Genomic DNA, 22,823 nt, shown 5'->3' with positions numbered 1-22,823 from the left:
AATGTAACCCATCTGTCCAGACCCATCTGTCCAGAGGTCAGGGGCGGTTTGGGTTACAATGATAGTGGGTTTTCCTGGCTGATCTATGAGTTCTGCACCCCGACCGTTAGCGGTGACACCGGAAAATTTGGGCCGAATTTTGGACATGGTTGAACGTCTGGCCCACGAAAACCAGATGCTAGCTCGCCAGGTGGAAACCCTTATTCAACAGGTGGAAGATGCCCACCAATGCATCCGGGAACTCTCTAAGCTGATTCGGGAAATTTGGGACAATTTGGAGGGGCGCTGGGACCGGTTGGAACAGGGACTCAAACATATTGACTCCCAACAGGATGGGTTACAGGGGCGCTGCGACTATCTCATCCAGTTGATGAACCGCCCTTTTTGGCAACAACTGCGGGACGCCAGCGCGCCAGAATGGTTGGTCAAACAGGCCTTTGAGGAATATGTCCGCCGCTTGAACCAAACGCTGGAAAAAGACCCGGACTTGCCCCCACCGGAGAGTGAACAAACCTGAGCCACAGCGAGCACAAATAGCAGCCCTGGAAAACCAGGCGGCGGTCTGGGTGGAACAACTGCTGCGGGGGCTGCCCTATGACCCACCCCCAGGTCCCCAAGCGGCGCGGGTATTGGACTGGATAGCTACGACCCTCCTGCCCCGACTGCGGCAAACGCCCCAGGAAATTACCCACCTGTTGCGGGGGCTAGGGGGCGAATATGTACCCAGTGGCCCGGCGGGAGCGCCCAGTCGCGGTCGGCCCGAGGTCTTGCCCACCGGTCGCAATTTCTACGGGGTGGACCTGCGGGCCATCCCGACGGAAACGGCGTGGCAGGTGGGACAACAGGCGGCCCAGGCGGTGGTTGAGCGCTACACTCAGGACCACGGGGAATACCCCCGCACCCTAGCCCTGTCCATCTGGGGTACGGCGACCATTCGCAATGGGGGGGAAGACTTTGCCGAGGCCCTGGCCCTGCTAGGGGTGCGACCGGTCTGGGCGGGACCGAGCCGGCGGGTGGTGGATTTTGAAGTATTACCCGTGAGTTACCTGGGCCGACCCCGAGTGGATGTGACCTTGCGGGTGTCGGGTTTTTTTCGGGATAGCTTTCCCCACCTGTTGGACCTGTTTAGCCAAGCGGTGCGGGCGGTGGCGGCGCTCCCGGAATCGCCGGAGGCCAACCCTTTAGCCGCCCAGGTGGCCCAGGACCAACAGCACCTGCCCCCCGATCAGGCCCTAATCCGAGTTTTCGGCCCCCAACCGGGCAGTTACGGCGCCGGTCTCCAGGGGTTGCTCGCTGCCGGTAACTGGGAAACCCCTGCGGACTTGGCCGCGGCCTTTCTCCACTGGAGCGCCTATGCCTACACGGATGAGGGTTGGGGAGTTCCGGCAGCAGCGGCCCTGCGCCAGCGGTTACAGGCTACCCAGGTGGTGCTGCATAACCAGGACAACCGGGAACATGACATCCTCGACTCGGACGACTACTACCAATTCCAGGGGGGCCTGACGGTGGCCATTCGCACCCTGACAGGCCAGACGCCGGTGGTCTATCACGGGGACCACGCCCGTCCCTTTGCCCTGCGCATTCGCACCCTGGCGGAGGAACTGTGGCGGGTGTATCGCACCCGGGTGGTCAACCCCAAGTGGATTCGGGCCATGATGGAGCATGGCTACAAGGGGGCCTTTGAATTGGCAGCCACAGTGGACTATCTGTTTGCCTATGACGCCACCACGGGCCTGGTTGCCGATGCCATGTATGGGGGTATTGCCCAGGCTTATCTCCTGGACCCCAAGGTGCGGGCATTTCTGGCGCAGACCAACCCCTGGGCCTTACGCAGCCTGGCGGAACGGTTGTGGGAAGCCCATCAGCGGGGGTTGTGGCAGCAGGCCGACCCAGACCTGTTGGAACAGCTCCGGCGGGTGATCCATGAGGCAGAAGCCCTCATCGAGGCGCGGGCACCCACCGGCGGATAGTCGCCAGTAGTTCTTGGGGGTTGCAGGGTTTGCCCAGGTAACCGCTGACCCCCAACTGCGCGGCCTTTTGCCGGTGCCGGTCCCCCGTGCGGGAGGTCAACATGACCACCGGTAAATCCCGAGTTTGGGGATGCTGGCGGATGCGTTGCACCAACTCCCAGCCGTTAAGGCGGGGCATCTCCAGGTCCGTCAACACCAATCGCACCCTGTCGGTGTGGTGCAGGAGGGTTTCCCAAGCTTCTTGCCCGTCCCGACAGGTCAGGATGTCGTAACCGGCCTGGGCCAGCACATGACCAATCACCCGCCGGGTGTAGACCGAATCCTCCGCCACCAAAATGGCCGGTTTGGGGGAGGGTAATTCCCGCCGCCCCAGGGATGGAACCCCCACCCGCCGCAGTTGACTGGGTAACAAGACCGGGATGGATTCGCCCGAGGGCAACACCGCCGCACCCACCAGATAGGGGGGCAAGGGAAACACCTCTTCCATGCGTTTCACCATCCGTTGCCGCACCTCGCTCAGTTCATCCACCACTAAACCCAAGGGTTGCCCCTGGGGACCCGCCAGCACCAGGATAGCCTGGGCTAAAGGGGGGTCTAGAGGCTGGGAATAATCCAACAGATGCTCCGGTAGGTAAACCGGCAGGTCCTGCTGGCGCCAGGGCAGGGTGAAGGGTTGGCGAAAATCCTGACCTTGGGGTACTTCCCGCAGGATGTCCAAAACACTGTCGGCCAGGAAGCCCAACAGCCGACCCTGGGCGCGCACGATCAACAGGGGCAAAAGGCTGACCGCCAGGGGCAAGCGCAGGGTCACTTGGGTACCCCGACCGGCTTCGGACACCAGTTCCACCATACCCCCCAGTTGGCGGATAGCCGTGCGCACCGCGTCCAACCCCACGCCCCGGCCCGACAGTTCCGATACCTGAGCGCTGGTGGAAAACCCAGGGAGGAACAGGAAATTCAAGATGTCTTCCCGGCTGAGCTGGTCGAACGGAACTTGGGTCAAGCCCCGCTCCCGGGCTTTTTGGTACACCCGCACCAGGTCCACCCCCCGGCCATCATCCCCAATGCTGATCAGGGTCTGGTTCCCCTGGATGTGCGCTTTGAGGATGATGCAGGCCATCGCTGGTTTACCCTGCTGTAGCCGTTCTTCTGGGGGTTCGATACCGTGGTCAAAGGCGTTGTTCACCAGGTGCGTTAGGGGGCCTTTGAGTTGCTCTAGCAGCAAGCGGTCTAGTAACACCTCCGCCCCCTCCACCCGGCATTCCACCTGCTTGCCGTAGCGCTGCGCCAGGCGTTGGATTTTTTGGGCAAAGGGACCCGCCAGGGTGTGGAAGGGGTTGAGCCGGGCCTGGGTGGAGGCGCTGTAAATCTGGTTCAAATTCCGCCGCAGGCTCACCAGCTCCCGGGCCGTGCTGCGGGTCACCAGGTCCAAATCTTCGGCGCTCTCACTCACCTGGGCGACAAATTCCTGGCAGGCTTGCAGGGTTTCGTGCAGGGCGCTGAAACGGTCCATCTCCAGCGGGTCAAATTCACTGCCCTCGCCGGCGCGGTACTGCAGGGCCAATTGCTCATACACCTCATCCATCCGTTCCCGCACCGGTTCGAATCCGGCGACCAGCTCCTTCAGATGCCGAATCGTCGCCTCCAACTGCTCCTGTTGACCGCTGAGTTTTTCCAGGTACAGCAGCAGGTCCCCCCCGATATCGGCCAGCAACTCCACCGTCTGCGAGGGCAAACGGACATGGGTCACAGCGGCAGTCGGTTCAGCTTCGGATAGCGACCCCGGCAGCGGCGCGGTGCCTAAACCCAAATAATGGTCCCGTTCCCGGCGGATTTGGGCAATGATGCGTTGCGCCAAGGCGGGGTCCAACTCCTTTTCCAGGGGCGCCACAGCCGCAGCCAACCAGGGCAGTTGCAATTCCTGGGCCAAAAAAGTGCAGTTTCCCCACAGTTCCTGAATGACTGACCCATCCCCCTGCTGCAAACGGGCTTCGGCCACCTGGAGGCAATCTTCCAGCGCCCCCGTCAAGGCCTGATGCACCCCTTCTTCGAGGCTGGAGGTTGCCGGTTGGGCCCGGGCCACCAGGTCGGCAATGGCCCCTAGGAGTTCGGGGTCGGCGGTGACATTCGGGTCGTGAACATTATCCAGCAACCAGGCCAGCTCCTCGATACCCCGGCGCACTAAGGGTTCCCCTTCCGGGAGATTGCCCTGACCCATGAGTTCGAGCAGGTCCTCCAGGTGATGGGCCAGGGTTTGCAAGGCCCACAGTTGAAACGTACCGGCGCCACCTTTGAGGGTATGGGCCGCCCGCATCAACCGGTCGTAGTCCCACTGGGGAGCAGCAATGCCCTGGCGCAGGGTTTCCAGGTACAGGGGCGCTTCCTCCTCCAGAAACCCCTGCCGGGCTTCGGCCATCAACTGGGTCAGCAAGTCGTTGTCCAGGGGTGCGGCGTTCATGGGTTGTCCCCCCCGCTCTGTAGGCGAAATTGTTGGACAAACTGGTGCAACTGACGCACCTCTTCCCCCAATTCCCGCAGGGCCACTGCCACCTCTTGGGCTGCGCTCGACGTGGTGGCCGCCAGGGCAGCAACATTTTCCATGGCGGTGTGCACCTGGGCCGATACCTGGAAATGGGTCCGGGTCTGCTGGGCAATCACGTCTTGATAGGCCGTCATCTTACCGGACAGGTCCCCCAGGCGCTGCAACACCTGCTGGGTCTTTTGCACCAACAGCGACCCCTCGGCCACGGCGGTGGTACTGCTTTCCATGGCGTGGGACACCTCCGCCGTATCCTGCTGGATGTTGCGCACCAGGGCCTCGATGCGGGCGGTTTCCTTGCGCACCAGGTTGGCCAGTTGGCCGATTTCGTCGGCAACCAGCCGGAATCCCTGGCCGTGATCCCCAGCCCGGTCCGCCTCCAGGGAAGCATTGAACGACAACAGGTTGGTCTGTACGCTGATTTCCTGGATGATGGCCAACACCTGGCTGATTTGCTGGCTCGACCCCACCAGGTGCTTCACCTTCTTGGAGGTTTTCCCCACTGCCTCCCGGATCTTGTTGTACAGGTTGGCTGTGGCCTCCATCGCCTGTTGACCCTGCCGGGCCGCCTCCAGGGACGATTGGGCCGTCGTGGCCGCCTCGGCAGCACTCTGGGCGATCCGTTCAATCGCTTGGGTGTTGTCTGCCACCAGGGCCAGGGCCTGGGTGAGTTCCAATTCCTGGGATTGGGCGGCCTGGGCCAAGTCCACCACGGCAGTTTCCGCATGACTGGCTAATGTGGTCACCCGGTCGGTCGTCGCCCGCACATTTCCCACCAGGGTCCGTAGGCTGGCCAGGGTCACGTTAAAGGCATCGGCAATGGCAGCAACGGGGCCGTGAACCGACCGCGCCCGTACCGTCAAATCCCCCTGTTGCGCCCCCTCAATATCCGTGAGCAGTTGGATGACATCGGCTTCGAATTGGGCCCGGGCCGCCTCCGTCTCCCGCTGTTGCCGTTGCAGGGTCGCCACTTGGGTCTCAATGGCCGCAGCCATCAGGCTCATTTCCCGGGCCAGCAGGGCAAATTCATCCTGGCTGGGCAAGCTCAACCGCCGGTGGTATTGCCCTTCCCCCAGGGCCTTGGCATAGGCACCCAACCGTTGCACCGGTTCTGCCAGTACCGTTGCCGCCCACCAGCCCAACCCCCAGGCCAACATCAGGATGATCAACCCCACCCCATAGGTCGCCAGGGTCCGGTCCCCCAGCAGTTGCTCCAGTTCCTGCAAAGGCCGGCCGACCGCCAGCAAACCCACCACCCCGGGTTGGCCCTCCAGACCCAGACCCTGTAAGGGGGTAAACAAAACCCAATAGGCCTGCTCCCGCCCCTCGGGATTGACCAACTTCTGCACCGTCAAGAACCGGTCCCGGCCCTCCTCCACCAGCGCCTGCACCACCTCCCCCGGTGCCAATTTCCCCAACGCTCGCCGGGTCGGGTTCTTGGGGTCCGGAAAATTGGTGGTCACCTGCACCCTACCCCCGTAAACCGCCACCAGGGGCAAATCGTGTAACCGGTGGCTATGGTCCACTAGCCAGTGGTTGCGGTTGAGCAAGCTACCCACCACCACCGCCCCCAAGACCCGCTGCTGCTGCATCACCGGCTGCACCGCCACCGCCAACAACCCCAGTCCCCGCATCTGGGCCTCCAGCCCGAGCCGTCTCGCCTGGGCATCCGACACCAGGACAAAACTGGCCACCGGCTGTCCCTGGAGCGCCCGTTGGACCCAGGGCAGGTCCGCCAAGTTGGTTTCAGGGGGCAACGTCACCGAGCGGCGGCCGTAGGCGGGCAACTCCTGGTCCGGTGGCCATAGGGGCAAGTCCCGCTGGGCCTCGGTCAGCACCACCACCTGCTGTTGGCGCACCCGCCCCTGGGCATCCAAAACCAACCGCAGGTTCTTGGTCATTTCCGGGAAAGCCTGCTCATTGGTCGCCAGCCCCTCCGTCAGGAGGATTTGCACCAACGGACTCGGTTCCGTCATCAACCGCGGGTTCCGCCGCAACAACCGCGCCACCGTCTCCGCTTGGGCTTGACATTCACTCAACAACCACTCCACGTACTCTTCCTGCAGGGTAGTCACCCCTTGCTGCAGGCTGGTTGCAAACTTCTCCCGCCCCGTCTGGCGCACCGAGTGTACCTGCAGTTGGGTCAAAAGCACCACCGGCACCGTCGTCCAGACCAGGAGAATCGTCGCCAACTTCCGCCGAAACGGCCACCGCTGCCACCAGACCCGCCAGCCAGCCTGGGCAGTCGGCACCGGCCAGGGTTCCACCACCAAAGGCGGCGGCAATTCCTGCAACGCGGCTTGAGCAGCCTGTCCGTAGGTGCCCTGGGGGTCCCGTTCCACCACCTGTTGCCACAACCGCCGCGCCTCCTGGCCGTCCCCCCGTTCCCAGGCGTCCTGCCCCTGCAAATACAACGTCAGTAAAGGGTCAGAGTCCACCGACGTTTCCGGCTGTTCCCAGGTCACAGGCACCTCGTCGGGGGGTTGGGTCATCCATTCAGGCGACGGCGTGGGGGAAGATGTCATGGTTCACCTCTCCGCGGATTGATACAACGCCTGCAACCAGGCCGTGGGGTCCAGCAACACAACCGGCTTATCTTCCCAACGGGTCATGGCCGGGAACAGGTGGTGGTGGCGCAAACGGGGCAAGGGCTGTCGGTCCGCCGGTGTAACCGATAAAAACCCCTCTCGGCCCTGAATGGTCATGATGAACGTCCGCTCCCCCACGGTCACCACCAATCCTTCCCGGCCCGGCGTCTGGGGCAAAGCCAAAGCCGGTTCTAACTGCCGTAGCCAGGCCGCCGCATCCAGAACCCACAGAAACGCCCCCCGCAGGTTGGTAATACCCCGAAAAATCGGCGGCGCTCCCGGCATGGGGGACACCACTATCCCCGCCATATCCAGGGCCTCCCGCACCACCCGTTGCGGTAATCCCAGGCGCACCGTTTCCCCCAGGCGCACCACCACATAGGTTTCCGTAGGCGTTTTAGGGGACATAGCGTTGCACCAGGTTCACCAACTGCTGCGGTGTGTAGGGTTTGGTCAAATAATCGGTGGCCCCTTGCCGCTTGGACCAAAACTTATCGGCCTCACGGTCCCGGCAGCTACAAATCACCACCGGTAACGTCCGCCAATCGGGGTGCGCCCGAATGCGCCGGCACAATTCCAGCCCACTTTCCCCAGGCAACCCAATATCCACCACCACCAACGCCGGTGCCCCGTGGGTTTCCAACCAGGCCCAGGCCGCCTCCGCTGAGGGTTGCCCCACCGCCTTGTACCCCGCCCGCTGCAACAGGGCCACCATCAACCGTTGTTCGGCTATCCCATCTTCCACCACCAACACCAACCGGGGCAAAGGTTCCATCGCCGGCGCATCACACTTGGGCTAAGACCTGCTGTACACATTGGCGGAGCTGTTCCGCATCCACCGGTTTCGTCAAGTACTCCCGCACCCCCAGCAGCCGGGCGCGCATCTTGTCCACCAGGCCATCTTTCCCCGTCAGAAAGATGATAGGGATATGGCGCAATTCCGGGTGCTGGCGGATCAACTTACACAGTTCATAACCGTTCAACTCCGGCATCAGCACATCCAGCAACACCAGCGCCGGTTTCTCCTGCGCCAAAGTCGGCAGCACCTGCCGGGGATCGACAATCGGAATCACCTCATAGCCGCTGCGCTGCAAAATCTGAGTCACGCTGGACAAAATCGCCGGGCTGTCGTCTACACAGGCCACCTTTGGCCCCAATTTCTTCGGTGGCTCCAGCACTTGAAACGGACGCACCAGCACAATACCCGCCTGCAACAGGGGCAACACACACTGCACCGCCTGGGCTGGACTCACCTGCAACTCCTGCGCCAACTCATAGCCACAGGCATTCCGGCTGAACAACTCCACACAACGCTGGACTTGGAGCGACGGTAACTTCGCCAAATAACTCTCCCGGGGGCAGACCGACCAGAACTCATATAACTGATTCACCTTTCCTGGCGGCAAATGGAACCGCGCCAAAGGCGACGGCACCCGGTAGCGCACATTCGCCCAAATTTTCACCTCCTTCTCCACCGATTGGGCCACATCCGTCCAATTGACCGCCAGCAGGATGGGATTAAGGGGAAGGCGGGGGTGGTCTTCCCGTTTTACCTGCTGCGACTTGTGCTGCCACAACACCAGAAAATGGGTCAAGGCCTCCTGCATCAACCGCAACAAAATCTGCCGTACCTCGGCCAGGGTCATACCGCCCCGCTGGGCCTGCTGGTAAAGAAAGCTGTATTCATCCTGATCCGGCGGCAAGACCCAGTCCCGCAGCTTCGGGAACAACAACTGCATCAAACAATGAAACCGCTCCGCCCGTCCCACCCCACTACAGACATAGTGCAGACGCGTCCCTGTTGGCCCCAAATAGGCATGCCAAGACACCGAGGGATCAGCCGGGTCGTACAGCGTGACATGGCCCGCCAACGGACGCTGCCAATGGGGAACCTCAACCCCTGATTCCATAGGTTTAAAAATAGCTGGCCACCTTCATTCTAGCCAGAGATTCCCAGAGGGTAAACCCTAAAAACTTAAGAGAAATTAAACCCCTCAAACCACCGTTCCTCCGGCCTATCCCGCGATAAAAATTTGCCCTCGATAAGCTCCATCCACAACACCCCCAGCAGTAGCTTGCTGACCATAAATTTTTATCTTAAACCTTCCAAATTAAGGTCATATTAAGTCGGGGTAAGCAAAAAGTTAATTCCAGAGCCAAATTAGGGGTCAGGTTTCCATCTGCATCAACCTTTGCCACACCTGTTCGGGGCGGGCCGCTTGGAGCAGGGGACGGCCAATCACCAGGAAGTCAGCACCAGCGGCCAGGGCAGCCTGGGGCGTCCAGGTGCGGCGTTGGTCATCCTCATCTTCCTCCAGCCAACGAATTCCCGGACAAACACATAAAAAATCCGGCCCCAAGGTTTGTTTCACCTGGGCAACCTCCTGGGGGGAGCAGACCACACCCGCCAACCCGGACTGGTGCGCCAGCCGCGCCCAGTGCAACACGTACTCAGTGGTTGTCCAGGGGGTAGCCCATTCCCGGCGCAATTGCTCCTGGTCGATGCTGGTGAGCAACGTCACGGCAATCAGTCGGAGACCAGAGCCGGCAATGGCACCTTGGGCGGCGGTCAAGGCGGCGGAACCGGCAGTGGCATGCAAAGTCAGCAGATCCACACCGTAGTGGGCGGCCACTCGACAAGCCCGGGCGATGGTGCGGGGAATGTCGTGGTACTTCAGGTCGAGAAAGATGGACTTTTGCCGGGCTTTCAGTTCCCGGAGGATCCCCGGACCGGCGGCGGTAAATAACTCCAAACCCACCTTCCACCACTGCACCTGGGGCAGGCGGTCCACCCAGGCCAGGGCACTCTCCCCGTCGGCCACATCCAGGGCCACAATAATCCGCCGGGCCAGGGAAGGGGTCATCAGCGGGGCGAATTACAGGCCCAAACGGTTACCTGACAGGTGGGGTCGTTGCACATCTTAAGGGCTGCCTGTTCCGCCAGTTGCCGGGTCTTGCCGGTGCCTGTACCCAACCGTCCTTGTCCTTCCGCGATGGCCCCACAACCGCCGTTGAAGGTCAACACTACCCTGCAATCGGGACTGCCGCACTCCTGCAAGGCCCGCTGGTTGGCCTGGACAGCATTGCTCCAGTCATAGCTATAGCCAAAGCGCCCCCGGCTGCCAATGGCAATGGCCCCAACCGGTTCCCTAGCGTAAGCCGGTCCCGCCAGCAACAGTAGCGGTATCACGGCACCCCACCACACCTTTGGCTTCATACCAGCTTTCCTTGACGACCTCATCACCTGTAGAGACGCTCCCCCTAGCGGTCAGGTTTCTGGCTAGGCATCAGGGGGTAACCCCGCTCCGCTCCATTATGGCAGGTGGATGCTCAAGTCGGTCGGTCGAGCTGGGCAAAAGCCATGATCACAGGCAGGGAATCCAAATTGGCCCAGCGGAGGCCCTCGCGACGGAACATTTGCCAGGACGCGTAGAGTTGGCGAAAGGTGGGTTCGCGGCGGCTTTGGTCGGCCAGTAAATCCTGGGTGATTTGCCAGGCCCGCCGGAGGATGTCGTCGCTATAGCGGCGCAATTGCACCCCCTCGGTCACCAGTTGCTGCAAAGCCTGCTGGTTACGGGCTTCGTACTGGGCCAGGATGTAGGCATTGGTGGCTTGGGCCGCTGCAACCAAAGCCTGCTGATAGGCGGAAGGCAGTTGTTGCCAAGCCCGTAGGTTCACCAGCAGTTCCAGGGAGGGACCGGGTTCCCACCAGCCGGGGTAGTAATAGTAACGGGCTGCCCGGGGCAAGCCTAAACGCCGGTCATCGTAAGGACCCACCCATTCTGCTGCATCCAGCGCCCCCCGCTCCAGGGCCAAAAACAGTTCACTCCCGGGCAGGACCTGCACATTGACCCCCATCTGGGCCATAACTTTGCCTCCCAAGCCGGGCAGGCGCATCTTCAAGCCCTGCAAGTCCTGGAGGGAGTTGACCTCGCGCCGAAACCACCCCCCCATCTGGGCACCGGTGTTGCCTGCCGGAAAGGTAATGACGCCGAAATCCCGATATAACTCCTGCATGGCGGCTAATCCCCCCCCGGCGTACCACCAGGCGTTTTGTTGCTGGGCGGTCAACCCGAAGGGCAACCCGGTGCCGAACACCAGCGCCGAATTTTGACCCAGGTAGTAGTAACTGGCAGTATGACCGGCTTCCACGGTTCCTGCCCGCACCGCATCCAACACCTGCAACCCCGGCACGATCTCCCCGGCGGCAAAGGGGGTCAGGGTAAAACGCCCGTCGGTAAGTTGTTTCACCTGATCGGCCAGGTAGCGCACCCCGCCAAACAAGGTATCTAGGGACGTGGGCCAACTGGTCGCTACCCGCCAGCGAATACGGGGTTGGGTGATCACGGTGGGCGCTGTCTGCCGCTGACAGGCCGTGACCGCCAGTGCCCCTAACACTGCTAAACCAACCCGCCTACGCATAATTGTTCACCAGACCGGGTTTGCACCACCCATCATCCGGTCGTCACTCCCATTTGTCAATAATGGTTAGGAAGTCACTCCTGGGGCTGGAAACAAGGGTGCGGACGCGACGGTGGCTATTGGCGGGGGGTATGGCCTGGTTGACCGGTTGCACAGTCATCGAACGGGCCAGTGGGTTGCAGGTGCATCTGTTGAAAAACAGCTTGCCCCCGGTGTGGTTGCGTCGGTTTCGCCGTCGTCACCCTTTGCAGGTGCGCAGCCACGACCAACTCCCGGACCTGTACCGGCAATTGACCGTTCCCCGACCGCCGGATGTGGTGGGTTTGGGGCTGGCCTGGTTGGACCAGGCACGGACGCAGGGGCGTTTGTCTCCTCTGCCCATGCCGGCGCGCTGGTCGGAGTTGCCGCCCCCCTGGCAGGGGATAGCCCAACATCGGGGCCAACCGGATTGGCTACCCTACCGCTGGGGCATGACGGTGCTAGCCTACCGGCGGGATGTGCTCCCTTGGCAACCCCAGGACTGGCCGGACCTGTGGCGACCAGAATTGCGCCAGCGCGTCAGTAGCATCGCCCAGTTTCGGGAACTGCTTGGCATTGCCTGCAAAAGCCTGGGCCTGTCTATCAACCCGGCGCCGCCTTGGCCGCTCCCTGAACTAAAGGAACGTCTGGCTGCCCTGCATCAGCAAATACGTTTCTACAGCGACCGCTACTACATCCAGCCCCTGGTGGTGGGGGATGTGTGGGTGGCCATTGGCTGGTCGAGCGATTTGCTGCCCGTGAGCCGCCGCTATCCCCACATCGCCGTCGTGGTGCCCACCAGCGGCAGCGCCATCTGGGCCGACGGTTGGGTGGTGCCCGCCCAGCGCCCCCTCTCTCTAGCTGCGCGTGACTGGCTGAATTTCGCCTGGGAACCGGAACAAGTGCAAGCTCTACACACCCAGGGCATGGCCTTTTCTCCCCTGGGGCAGCCTCTGGGTCCCCACGAGTTTTGGTCGCCCCTGGATAGCGCTGCCCAACGGGCCTACCAGTCCCTGCGGCAATGGTGGCGGCAACTGCCCCTAGCGACCCGTGGCTACCACCAAGATGCCCACAACAGACCAACCCGCCTGCTGTAGCACCCGCTGGGCTGCCCGGGCCGTCGCCCCTGTGGTGTAAATGTCATCCAGCAAAAGAACAGGGCGCCGGGGGTAATGGGAACGGCCATTACAGGCAAAGGCCGCCGCCAGGTTGGCTTCCCGTTCCACAGGGGATAGCTGATGCTGGGCCTGGGTCTCCGTTTGACGCACCAGTAGATCCGAGTACAGGGGCAAATCCACGTACTGACAAAAATGTCGAGCCAACAGTTCCGCCTGGTTGTAGCCCCGTTTTTGCAACTTGGCCGCATGCAGGGGAATGGGCACCACCGCTGGCTTCAGCGCTAATCCATGTTCCCCTGTGAGCCACAGGTCCCCCAGATAGTGCCCCAACGGTCGCGCCAGTTCCGCCTTTCCCTGGTACTTGAGCGCCCCGAGCACCCGCTTGAGGGCATCCCGGTAGCACCCCCAGGCCGCCATGGGCAACGGCTCCTGCCAAAAGCGCCAGGGCTGAGGCAACTGCAAAGCAGTCACCTGCCGCTGACAATCCCGACAAAAGGCTCCTGCCGCCGGTCGCCTACACAGGGGACAAGCCCGATGAAAGACCGTTGATAGCAACGGCCGCCACATGGTACCCCCCATCCCCCCCTCCAGTTTAACCGGAGCACCGGCCAACGGCGGAAGACCGTAAAACAAAATGCCGTATTTTAACCAGTTATTAAAAATTGTGATGGCCCTGATAATTTGTATCAATTACAGTTGGGTCAAACCATTACATTACCGCAAAAAGGGCCGTCTGGGGTACAAAATTCTTTATAAAAGTCAATAAATAATTTTTCATTATGTCTGCCATAAAAGCTTTCAAAGTTGCGGTGGGCAATTCTCGTGATAACGTGAAATTAAACCCGTCTTTATCCCCATTCATCCCCTGACGACGGCAATCTCAAGGGCGGGATGAGGGCGGTTATTGTGCAGGAAAGGAGTTAGGGAATATGGCCCCACGAACGCAGACCCGCGCCGGTTTTGAGGCCGGGGTGAAGGAGTATCGTCTGACTTACTACACGCCGGATTACACACCGAAGGACACGGATTTGCTGGCTTGTTTTCGGGTGACGCCGCAGCCGGGGGTGCCGCCGGAGGAGGCTGGGGCAGCGGTGGCCGCCGAGTCCTCCACCGGGACCTGGACCACGGTGTGGACGGATAACCTAACGGACCTGGAGCGGTACAAGGGCCGGTGCTACGATATCGAGCCGGTGCCGGGGGAAGAAAACCAATACTTCTGCTTTGTGGCCTACCCGCTGGACCTATTCGAGGAAGGGTCGGTCACCAACATGCTCACCTCCATCGTGGGGAACGTGTTTGGGTTCAAGGCGCTCAAGGCCCTGCGGTTGGAGGATATTCGGGTGCCGGTGGCTTACCTCAAGACGTTCCAAGGTCCACCCCATGGGATTGTGGTGGAGCGGGACAAGCTGAATAAGTACGGTCGTCCCCTGCTGGGGTGCACGATTAAGCCCAAGCTGGGGTTGTCGGCGAAAAACTACGGGCGGGCGGTCTATGAAGCCCTGCGGGGTGGCTTAGACTTCACCAAGGACGACGAAAACATCAATTCCCAGCCGTTTATGCGCTGGCGGGACCGGTTCCTGTTTGTGCAGGAGGCCATTGCCAAGGCCCAGGCGGAAACGGGGGAAATCAAGGGGCACTACATGAACGTGACCGCCCCCACCTGTGAAGAGATGCTCAAGCGGGCCCAGTTTGCTGCGGAGCTGAAGACGCCCATTATCATGCACGACTACCTGACGGCGGGCTTTACGGCCAACACCACCCTGGCCAAGTTCTGCCGGGATCATGGGCTGCTGTTGCACATCCACCGGGCGATGCACGCGGTGATTGACCGGCAAAAGATTCATGGGATTCACTTCCGGGTGCTGGCCAAGTGCCTGCGGATGTCGGGTGGCGACCACCTGCACGCCGGGACGGTGGTGGGCAAGCTGGAGGGGGACCGGAACATCACCATGGGCTTTGTGGACCTGATGCGGGAAGACTATGTGGAGGAGGACCGGTCCCGGGGGATTTTCTTCACCCAGGATTGGGCCTCCATGCCGGGGGTGATGCCGGTGGCCTCGGGTGGGATCCACGTGTGGCACATGCCGGCGCTGCTGGAAATCTTTGGGGACGATGCCGTGTTCCAGTTTGGTGGTGGGACGCTGGGGCACCCCTGGGGGAACGCGCCGGGAGCCACGGCCAACCGGGTGGCGCTGGAGGCCTGCGTGCAAGCCCGCAATGAGGGTCGGGACCTGGCCCGGGAGGGCAACCAAATCATCCGGGAAGCGGCCAAGTGGTCGCCGGAGTTGGCTGCCGCCTGCGAACTCTGGAAGGAAATCAAGTTCGAATTCCAGGCGGTGGACACGCTGTAGGAAAGGTTACGGGGGAACCGGACCGCACCGGCATCTATGGCAGGATGGGGTTAACCGGTTTCCCTCCCAATGGCTATGGACTACCCGCAGATTGCCCGCCAGACCAGTCAAGTCCTGAGCAGCTATCTCACCTACCAGGCTGTACGGGTCGTGATGGCGCAACTGTCCCAGACGAACCCGCCTCTGGCCATTTGGCTGAGCCGCTTTTCCTCCACGGAAAAGATTCAGGATGGGGAGCGTTACCTGCAAGACCTGTTGCGGGAACGGCAGGACCTGGCGTTTCGGGTGATGACGGTGCGGGAACACCTGGCAGAGACCATCCTGGACAGCTTGCCGGAGATGGTGCGCACAGGGATTCGCCAGGCCAATATCCAACAGCGCCAGCGACACCTGGAACGACTGACCCAAATTACCCCCGACGCAGCTGCCAATTGGCCAGAACTGGAATCTTAAGTTGTTGATGTGTTTCAGGAGTATACCACCATGAAAACCTTACCGAAACAACGGCGTTACGAAACCCTTTCCTATCTACCGCCTTTGACGGATGCCCAAATCGCCAAGCAAATTCAGTACATCTTGGACAAGGGCTATATCCCGGCGGTGGAATTCAACGAAACTTCCTCGGCGGAGGATCACTACTGGACCCTGTGGAAGCTGCCTTTGTTTAATGCCACCACGGCCCAGGATGTGCTCAACGAGGTGCAGGCCTGCCGCTACGAATACCCGGATGCGTATATCAAGGTGGTGGCGTTTGACAATATCAAACAGTGCCAGATGATCAGTTTCATCGTGCATAAACCAGCGAAAATTTAGTCCTGTTTTAACTCACCGCGAACTTCCACCACTGGCGCCAGTAGGCTCTAGTGGTTTTTTGTTGGGGACTGCTGATAGGGTTCCCTGCGGCCACCGGCAAAATTGATTAAGATTTGATAAGGCAAAGGGACACCGGGGTGCATGGGACGCAAGTGGCTGTCAGCCCGCTGGTTGTGGTTCGTTTTGGGAATGGGGGCTATAGCCGGTCTGGTGGTCTTGGGACGTTGGGTGTATGGACGGCTGCGACCAGAACGCGCCCAACAGGTGGCCGTTGTCACACCAACTCCCCGGCCGATGGTGGCGGCGTTGGGGCGTATTCAACCGGAGGGGGAGGTTATCACTCTATCGGCACCGAGTTCCATCGAGGGGGCGCGGCTGGCGGAGTTGCGGGTGCGGGAAGGGGACAGGGTGCAGGCAGGGCAGGTGTTGGCAACGTTAGATACCACGCGTAAGCGGCAGGTGGAGGTGCAGTTGGCCCAGGCCCAGGTGGCGATTGCCCAGGCGCGGTTGCAACAGGTCCTGGCGGGGGCAAAAGCCGGGGATATCCAGGCCCAGCGCGCGGAAATTGGCCGGCTGGAGGCGGAGTGGCAACTGGCCCAAAAGGATTTCCAGCGCAGCCAGCAATTGTTTCAGGAGGGGGCGATTGCGGCGGCGGATTTGGACCGGTTTCGCCTGCGGGTGGAGACGTTGCAAAAGCAGTTGCAGCAGGCCCGGGGGGTGCTGGCGAGTCTCCAGGAGGTGCGACCGGTGGATGTGCAACTGGCCAGGGTGCAGTTGGCGGAGGCCCAGCAGCGGTTGGCCCTGGCTCAGGTGGAGTTGGATTTGAGTTTGATCCGGGCGCCGGTGGCGGGACGGGTGCTGAAAATTCACGCCCGGGTGGGGGAAACCATCGGCAGCGCGGGGATTTTGGATTTGGGGCGCACGGACCGGATGATGGTGGTGGCGGAGGTGTACGAGACAGACCTGCCCCTGGTGCGGGTGGGTCAACGGGCGGTGATCACGGCGACGGCGCTGCCCCAACCGGTCCAAGGCACGGTGACCAGCGTGGGATGGAAGGTGGCCAAAAAGGATGTGTTGAATACGGACCCGGTGGCGGATGTGGATGCGCGGGTGGTGGAGGTAAAAATTGCCCTGGACCCGGCAGCGACGCCTCTGGTACAACGCTTAACGAACATGGTGGTGAACGTGCGGATTGAGTTGTAGGTATGGGGATTCCCCTGGCATGGCTGCAGTTGTCCCGTGAACCGATCCGGCTATTGGTGGCCTTGGCGGGGATCACCTTTGCCGATGTGTTGATGTTTGTGCAGTTGGGGTTTCAGGATGCGTTGTTCGAGGCGGCGGTGTTGGTGCATCGGCGGTTGCGGGCAGATTTGGTGCTGGTCAATCCCCAGTCCCAGGCGTTTTTTGCCATGCAGCGGTTTCCCCGGCGCCGGTTGTACCAGGCTTTGAGCCTGCCGGAGGTCGAAAGTGTGGCTCCCCTGTATGTGGATTTGATGCCCTGGAAAAGTCCGGTTTGCCCGCCCACGCCCCAGGCCACCAGTTGCACCCGCTCGATCCTGGTTTTGGGATTTGACCCGGCGGTGTCGGTGTTGGATTTCCCGGCGGTGGAGGCCCAGCTTGCCCAGATCCGCCAGCCGGATGTGGTGCTGTTTGACCGCCTGTCGCGGGAGGAGTTTGGGACGGAGTTCATCGTGGAGGCATTGATGGCCGGGCGCAGGGTACAGGCGGAGGTGAACCGGCGACGGGTGACGGTGGGGGGCCTGTTCGAGCTGGGGGCGTCGTTTTCGGCGGATGGGAATGTGATCACCAGCGATTTAAATTTCGTGCGTATGTTTCCGGGGCGGACGCTGGCCCAGGTGGATGTGGGGTTGATTCGCCTAAAACCGGGTACGGATGTGGAACAGGCGCGGGCGAGATTGCGGGAATTGCTCAATACCCAACTGAAGTTGCCGGGGGGATTTCTCTGCCAGGGGGCTAAACCGTCGGCGGCGTTTGCCAATGATGTCTGTATCTTGACCCATGAGGAATTTGCGGAGCTGGAGCGCTATTACTGGGCGACGGGCACGGCCATTGGCTTTATTTTTGGGCTGGGGACGGCCATGGGGTTTGTGGTGGGGATCGTGGTGGTGTATCAGATTCTCTATACGGATGTGTCGGACCACCTGGCGGAGTATGCGACGTTGAAGGCGATTGGTTATCGGGACCGGTATTTGCTGCTGGTGGTGTTGCAGGAGGCGATGATTTTGGCGGTGTTGGGTTTCATCCCGGGCTATCTGGTGTCGGAGGGCTTGTATGCACTGACCCGCCTGGCGACGCGCTTGCCCATTGCCATGACGCTCAACCGGGCGGTCACGGTACTGGTGCTGACGGTGGTGATGTGTTTTGTGGCGGGGGCGATTTCCGTGCGGCGACTCCAGGCAGCCGACCCGGCGGATATTTTTTAGGACGGGGCAGCGTACAATACAAATCATGGACCAAAAAGGACCCATGACGCCGGAGGCGCTGGCAAGGTACATGGCGGCGACGGGACGGTTGCATCAGCCTTGGTTGTTGGCGCAACTGCGTTTGTTGAAGTTGCAGGAGGAACGTCCCCACCTGTCGCCAGAGGAGTATGAATGGCGGTTGCAGGGGATTCACCGGGATGTGATGGCTTTGGGGGAGTGGTGGGTTGGTCGGGAAGCCGAGGTGTTCGGGGAGCCATGACGACCTACCACGCGGAAATTCACATCACCCTGAAACCGGGGGTGCTGGACCCGGCGGGAACGGCGGTGACCCGTGTACTACAACAACACCACTACGACGGGGTGCAGCAGGTGCGCATGGGGAAGTTGATCGAATTGACCCTGATGGCTCCGGATCAGGCCCAGGCCCAGGCCCAGGTGGACCGTATTTGTCGGGAGGTGTTGACCAATCCTGTCATCGAAACTTACCGCTTCCGCCTGGAGGCGCAAGGGTGAGGTGCGGGATTGTGGTATTTCCGGGGTCCAATTGCGACCGGGATATGGCCTGGGTGACGCAGCAGGTGTTGGGCTGGCCGACCCGCCTGATTTGGCATGAGGAGATGGAGGTGGGGGAGGTGGATTTGCTGGTGCTGCCGGGGGGGTTTAGCTACGGGGATTACTTGCGGTGTGGGGCGCTGGCGCGGTTTTCTCCGGTCATGCCGGCGGTCATTCGCCATGCGGAGGCGGGGAAGTGGCTGCTGGGGGTGTGCAACGGGTTTCAGATTCTGACGGAGGTGGGCCTGCTGCCGGGGACCTTGATGCGCAACCGGGATTTGCAGTTTATTTGCGACCGGGTGCCGGTGCGGGTGGAACGGGTGGATTTGCCCTGGACGTGCCACTACCAACCCCAGCAGGTGTTGCAGTTGCCCATTGCCCATGGGGAGGGGTGCTACTACGCGGAACCGGCGGTAATCCGGGAGCTGGAGCAACACCGGCAGGTGGTGTTTCGCTACTTGCCCCCCAATCCCAATGGGTCGGTGGTGGATATTGCCGGGATTTGCAATCGCCGGGGGAATGTGCTGGGGATGATGCCTCACCCGGAGCGGGCCTGCGACCCGGATTTGGGTCCGACCGATGGGCTGGGGCTGTTTACCGGTTTGCTGGCGTGGTATGCTGAAACTGCCGGTTGGGGTCGCTAAGGGATGAACGCTGAGGAACTGCTGGAGCGCTATCGGGCAGGGGAGCGGGAGTTCAGCGGCTGGGATTTGCAGGGGGTGGATTTGTACCGGGCCGGCTTAAACGGGGTGAATCTCAGCGAAGCCAATCTGGCCGGGGCGGATTTGAGTGGGGCGCGCTTGACGGGGGCCTACCTGGCGGGGGCCAATTTGCAGGGGGCCAAACTCAAGCAGGCGGTGTTGCGGGAGGCGGATTTGAGCGACTGCCGGTTGGTGGAGGCCAATTTGGTTCAGGCGAAGCTGGTGGGGGCGGTGCTGGCGGGGGCGGACCTGACGCGGGCGGACTTGAATGGGGCGAACTTGAGCCGGGCGGATTTAAGTGGGGCTTTGCTGGTGCAGGCGGATGTCACCAATGGGGATGTGAGCGGCGCCTATCTGTATCGGTTGGATGGGCGGGGGGCGAATTTTTGGCAGGCGGATTTGTGCCGGGCCATTCTGCGGGGGGCGAATTTACAGGGGGCTAACCTGCGGCAGGTGGATTTGTCCCGGGCGGTCCTGCGGGGGGCGAATTTACAGGGGGCCAATTTGCAGGGGGCCAGCTTAAACGGGGCGGTGCTCCAGGGGGCCAATTTGCAGGGGGCCTACTTGTTGGAGGTGGATTGGCAACGGGCCATTTTGACGGATGTGGACTTGACCGGCGCCACCTTGCCCGATGGCCTGGTCTTCGAGGCAGCGATGCCCTGAAAATCGTGCTACCATTTAGCCGGGTTCTCGGTGGCCAGCCCTAGTGATTTCGCTCATGGAAACGGCCCTCAGTCATGGGTTACGTTGATGAGCGTATCTCAACCCCCATTCAACCTATGCTAGAGCTTGTGGTGATGACGACCCCGGATCTGGCGGATTGGCTGCGGACAACCCTGGCGCCCCTGGACTGTACGGGTAAGGGCATTGTGGAAAATGGCCAGTTGCGAGTGCTGGTAGAGGGGCCGACGGTGCCACCACTAAACCAAACCGTGACCTGTCTGCGGGAGGGACTGCCCCGCTTGAAGGGAATGGATATTCGTTCGTTGCTGGTGTTTGGTCGGGTCAAGGGGGAGGAGATTCCCCACTGGGCCGAAAGTTTGACGGTGACACCGGCTATGCGCGGCGAATCGGTGCAGGAACGGCTGGCTCGCCTGCGGGAAACACTCCAGCGGCAGTCGCAACGGGGGCAACGGGTCAGGGCGCAAATGGACACCCTCCGTCCCCAAACCGTTCCACCCCAACCTGTCCCCACAGAAACCATAACAGCGGATATGCGCCAGCGGCTTCAGCGGGGGGAAAAGGATTTCCGCCAGGCCCAGCTCAGCGGCGTGGATTTGAGTGGTTTGGATTTGCGGGAGGTTTGTTTGCGGGGGGCGGATTTATCCCAGGCGAACCTGCGGGGCTGCGACTTGACGGAGGCGGATTTGTCCCAGGCGAACTTGCGGGGCGCCAATTTAGCCGACGCGCGGTTGGTGCGGGCCAACCTTAGCCGGGCCATTCTCAGCAGCGAACTGCGCAGCGCCACCAATTTGCAACGGGCGGATGTGCGTCTAGCGCAACTGACGGAGGCCACGATGAGCCGCGTGGTCGCTGTTGGGGCCAATTTTGCCGGTGCCGACCTGACGCGGGTAGATTTGCGCCGGGCCGATTTGTCCCAGGCCAATTTAACAGAGGCGCTCCTGGTGCAGGCGGACCTTTCACGGGCCAACCTAAGCGGCGCCTATTTAACCGATGCGAACTTATCCCAGGCCAACTTGACGGCGGCGGATTTGACCTGGAGCGACCTGCTGCGCACGAACCTGGAACGGGCGGATTTGTCGGAAGCCAGCCTCAACCACGCCCGCCTGCAGGAAGCCTCTCTGCGCGATACGGTGTTCAAGGGAACCATCCTGCCCAACGGTGTGGTGACCTATACAGCGCCCAACCCCTGAAATGGCCGATTCCCACCTGCTGCAAGCCCGCCTAGAAGACTGGATTGACCGCGCTGAGCGTACCTGGCAAGTGGTGGTGAGCGACCTGTTGAGTCCCCCCGAAGTTCACCAGGTGGAAACCTACTGCCGGCGTTTAAGCACGGTGCATTGGCAAAGTTGGGGTGGTTATCCCCAAGCGGAACGGGTCCGGGTGGCCCTGGCACCGGTGGATATACCCCTGACCCCTGCTGACATTCCTCTAGCGCTGCTGGGGATCGAGGGCAATTTCCTGTTCGACCCGGCCAGCCATCGGGATTTTTTGGGGGCGATCCTGAGCACGGGTATCGTGCGGGAGAAGGTGGGCGATATTTTGGTGTTAGGGGAACGGGGCGCCCAGGTAATTGTGGTCCCCGAGATAGCCGATTTTCTCTGCCTACACCTAACCCAGGTGCGCTCTGTCCCGGTCACGGTGCGTCCCCTGGACTGGTCGGAACTACGGGTCCCACCCCCCCGCACCAAGGAATTGACCACGGTGGAGGCTTCCTTGCGGTTGGATGCCCTGGCGTCGGCGGGGTTTGGGCTATCCCGGGCCAAGATGGTGGAATTGATCAAGCAGGGGGAGGTACGGGTGAACTGGCAAACGGTAACCCAGCCCAGCCATGTCCTCAAAACCGGCGATGTGATTGCTCTCCAGGGCAAGGGTCGGGTGGTGGTGGGCGAAATTGCCCTGACTAAAAAGGACCGCTACCGGGTAGCCCTGACCCGCTTGACCTAACAAAAAACCCCCAGGGGTTGCCCAGGGGCCGCTCCTGCCATCAGGCGTTTCCCGGATTAGACATGAGCCGGCAAGGACTCCAAGGCCCGCCGCACCCAAGCCGCATGGCGCGTTTCCGAACGGACGATTTCTTCAAACACCCGGGCCACTTCTTCCTTCCCCTGCCGCCGGGCCAACTCCGCAAACGCGGGATAGGTCTTTTCGCTCTCAATGGTTTCCACTTCCAGGGCCGTTTCCAATGCCCGCCGCAACCCCCGAGGGTCCTTGGCCACCACCTCCATCTGGGCTTGGATTTGCGCCACCAGGCGCTTGGCCTCTTGGGTTTGGGGCGAATCCTTCACCTCCAACTGCTGGTACAACCGGCGCACCAGTTGCGCATGTTCCCCTTCCTCCCGGGCAATGGCGTCAAACATCGCCCCGATTTCGGGATGACCCGCCTGCCGAGCAATCTCCGCAAAGGTGGGATACATGCACTCGTGCTCGTACATCTCCACTTCCACCGTCGAGGCGGCATTCAAATCCGTCTCATCGTGGTACACCGCCTCCTGGAAGAACCGGTCAATCCCCATGAAATCTTCTTGAAAATGGCTCAAACTCATGTTCCCGCTCCTACACATGGATTACAGGTTGCCACCAGCATTATGACCTATACCGACGGGAAAATCCGTTTCATTTTGTT

At 61.4% G+C, this 22,823-nt stretch carries 24 protein-coding genes; 14 read left to right on the top strand and 10 right to left on the bottom strand.

Translation table 11 applies throughout. The features are described 5' to 3' along the window. The first annotated feature begins 85 nt into the window (after positions 1-85). Positions 86-517: a hypothetical protein gene (locus tag Q6L55_01690; GenBank protein MEN9257431.1), complete on the top strand. Its 432-nt coding sequence runs from the start codon at positions 86-88 to the stop codon at positions 515-517. Next, positions 504-1,970 (top strand): cobaltochelatase subunit CobN, encoded by a 1,467-nt coding sequence (locus Q6L55_01685; protein MEN9257430.1) that lies wholly within the window; start codon positions 504-506, stop codon positions 1,968-1,970. Before Q6L55_01690 ends, Q6L55_01685 begins: the two co-directional genes overlap by 14 nt. Here Q6L55_01685 and Q6L55_01680 read toward each other — a convergent pair. The 8 genes from Q6L55_01680 to dctP all read right to left on the bottom strand — a co-directional run bounded on the left by Q6L55_01680 (position 1,939) and on the right by dctP (position 11,519). Continuing rightward, positions 1,939-4,428: a response regulator gene (locus tag Q6L55_01680; GenBank protein ID MEN9257429.1), complete on the bottom strand. Its 2,490-nt coding sequence runs from the start codon at positions 4,426-4,428 to the stop codon at positions 1,939-1,941. The two genes, Q6L55_01685 and Q6L55_01680, sit on opposite strands and share 32 nt — an antisense overlap. Next, the gene (locus tag Q6L55_01675) at positions 4,425-7,034 is read right to left on the bottom strand and encodes a methyl-accepting chemotaxis protein (GenBank protein MEN9257428.1); all 2,610 of its coding nucleotides are present in this window, start codon (positions 7,032-7,034) and stop codon (positions 4,425-4,427) included. Before Q6L55_01675 ends, Q6L55_01680 begins: the two co-directional genes overlap by 4 nt. A gap of 3 nt (positions 7,035-7,037) precedes the next feature. Then, a complete protein-coding gene (locus Q6L55_01670; protein MEN9257427.1) occupies positions 7,038-7,505 on the bottom strand; it encodes a chemotaxis protein CheW in 468 nt (155 codons plus the stop codon). After that, positions 7,495-7,872 carry a response regulator gene (locus Q6L55_01665; protein MEN9257426.1) on the bottom strand — a complete coding sequence of 126 codons (378 nt, stop codon included), beginning with the start codon at positions 7,870-7,872 and terminating at the stop codon, positions 7,495-7,497. The genes Q6L55_01670 and Q6L55_01665 overlap by 11 nt, the downstream gene beginning before the upstream one ends. Positions 7,873-7,882: 10 nt before the next feature. After that, positions 7,883-9,007 carry a response regulator gene (locus tag Q6L55_01660; protein ID MEN9257425.1) on the bottom strand — a complete coding sequence of 375 codons (1,125 nt, stop codon included), beginning with the start codon at positions 9,005-9,007 and terminating at the stop codon, positions 7,883-7,885. Positions 9,008-9,265: 258 nt separating this feature from the next. Next, positions 9,266-9,961, bottom strand: a complete 696-nt coding sequence (gene pyrF, locus Q6L55_01655; GenBank protein MEN9257424.1) for an orotidine-5'-phosphate decarboxylase — start codon at positions 9,959-9,961, stop codon at positions 9,266-9,268. After that, positions 9,961-10,314 (bottom strand): DUF4189 domain-containing protein, encoded by a 354-nt coding sequence (locus Q6L55_01650; protein ID MEN9257423.1) that lies wholly within the window; start codon positions 10,312-10,314, stop codon positions 9,961-9,963. Before Q6L55_01650 ends, pyrF begins: the two co-directional genes overlap by 1 nt. A gap of 113 nt (positions 10,315-10,427) precedes the next feature. Then, the gene (gene dctP, locus Q6L55_01645) at positions 10,428-11,519 is read right to left on the bottom strand and encodes a TRAP transporter substrate-binding protein DctP (GenBank protein MEN9257422.1); all 1,092 of its coding nucleotides are present in this window, start codon (positions 11,517-11,519) and stop codon (positions 10,428-10,430) included. Positions 11,520-11,617: 98 nt separating this feature from the next. Between dctP and Q6L55_01640 the strand changes: the two genes are divergently transcribed. Further along, a complete protein-coding gene (locus tag Q6L55_01640) occupies positions 11,618-12,634 on the top strand; it encodes an extracellular solute-binding protein (GenBank protein MEN9257421.1) in 1,017 nt (338 codons plus the stop codon). Here Q6L55_01640 and Q6L55_01635 read toward each other — a convergent pair. Then, the gene (locus tag Q6L55_01635; protein ID MEN9257420.1) at positions 12,578-13,222 is read right to left on the bottom strand and encodes a ComF family protein; all 645 of its coding nucleotides are present in this window, start codon (positions 13,220-13,222) and stop codon (positions 12,578-12,580) included. The two genes, Q6L55_01640 and Q6L55_01635, sit on opposite strands and share 57 nt — an antisense overlap. 362 nt (positions 13,223-13,584) lie before the next feature. Between Q6L55_01635 and Q6L55_01630 the strand changes: the two genes are divergently transcribed. The 11 genes from Q6L55_01630 to Q6L55_01580 all read left to right on the top strand — a co-directional run bounded on the left by Q6L55_01630 (position 13,585) and on the right by Q6L55_01580 (position 22,144). After that, on the top strand, positions 13,585-15,006 hold the full coding sequence (locus Q6L55_01630; protein MEN9257419.1) for a form I ribulose bisphosphate carboxylase large subunit: 1,422 nt from the start codon (positions 13,585-13,587) through the stop codon (positions 15,004-15,006). A gap of 75 nt (positions 15,007-15,081) precedes the next feature. Then, complete coding sequence (locus tag Q6L55_01625) at positions 15,082-15,459, top strand: chaperonin family protein RbcX (protein MEN9257418.1); 378 nt, start codon at positions 15,082-15,084, stop codon at positions 15,457-15,459. Positions 15,460-15,489: 30 nt separating this feature from the next. Continuing rightward, the gene (locus Q6L55_01620) at positions 15,490-15,819 is read left to right on the top strand and encodes a ribulose bisphosphate carboxylase small subunit (GenBank protein ID MEN9257417.1); all 330 of its coding nucleotides are present in this window, start codon (positions 15,490-15,492) and stop codon (positions 15,817-15,819) included. Positions 15,820-15,960: 141 nt separating this feature from the next. Continuing rightward, on the top strand, positions 15,961-17,022 hold the full coding sequence (locus Q6L55_01615) for an ABC exporter membrane fusion protein (protein ID MEN9257416.1): 1,062 nt from the start codon (positions 15,961-15,963) through the stop codon (positions 17,020-17,022). A 2-nt stretch (positions 17,023-17,024) separates the two neighbouring features. Next, positions 17,025-18,263, top strand: coding sequence for an ABC transporter permease (locus Q6L55_01610; protein ID MEN9257415.1), 1,239 nt, complete (start codon positions 17,025-17,027; stop codon positions 18,261-18,263). A gap of 25 nt (positions 18,264-18,288) precedes the next feature. Continuing rightward, positions 18,289-18,522, top strand: coding sequence for a hypothetical protein (locus tag Q6L55_01605; GenBank protein MEN9257414.1), 234 nt, complete (start codon positions 18,289-18,291; stop codon positions 18,520-18,522). After that, a complete protein-coding gene (purS, locus tag Q6L55_01600) occupies positions 18,519-18,776 on the top strand; it encodes a phosphoribosylformylglycinamidine synthase subunit PurS (GenBank protein ID MEN9257413.1) in 258 nt (85 codons plus the stop codon). Before Q6L55_01605 ends, purS begins: the two co-directional genes overlap by 4 nt. Beyond that, a complete protein-coding gene (gene purQ, locus Q6L55_01595) occupies positions 18,773-19,459 on the top strand; it encodes a phosphoribosylformylglycinamidine synthase subunit PurQ (protein MEN9257412.1) in 687 nt (228 codons plus the stop codon). The genes purS and purQ overlap by 4 nt, the downstream gene beginning before the upstream one ends. 3 nt (positions 19,460-19,462) lie before the next feature. Further along, positions 19,463-20,179, top strand: coding sequence for a pentapeptide repeat-containing protein (locus Q6L55_01590; protein ID MEN9257411.1), 717 nt, complete (start codon positions 19,463-19,465; stop codon positions 20,177-20,179). A gap of 134 nt (positions 20,180-20,313) precedes the next feature. Then, positions 20,314-21,390 (top strand): pentapeptide repeat-containing protein, encoded by a 1,077-nt coding sequence (locus tag Q6L55_01585; protein ID MEN9257410.1) that lies wholly within the window; start codon positions 20,314-20,316, stop codon positions 21,388-21,390. Between the two features lies 1 nt (position 21,391). Then, the gene (locus Q6L55_01580) at positions 21,392-22,144 is read left to right on the top strand and encodes a photosystem II S4 domain protein (protein ID MEN9257409.1); all 753 of its coding nucleotides are present in this window, start codon (positions 21,392-21,394) and stop codon (positions 22,142-22,144) included. Between the two features lie 56 nt (positions 22,145-22,200). On the opposite strand, the gene Q6L55_01575 is transcribed toward Q6L55_01580, so the two are convergent. Beyond that, positions 22,201-22,743, bottom strand: a complete 543-nt coding sequence (locus tag Q6L55_01575; protein MEN9257408.1) for a rubrerythrin family protein — start codon at positions 22,741-22,743, stop codon at positions 22,201-22,203. Positions 22,744-22,823: the final 80 nt, after the last annotated feature.

The sequence above is a fragment of the Gloeomargarita sp. SRBZ-1_bins_9 genome (assembly GCA_039794565.1).
In the GTDB taxonomy this organism is placed as follows: Bacteria; Cyanobacteriota; Cyanobacteriia; order Gloeomargaritales; family Gloeomargaritaceae; genus Gloeomargarita.
This window is presented reverse-complemented; position numbering and strand designations above follow the sequence as displayed.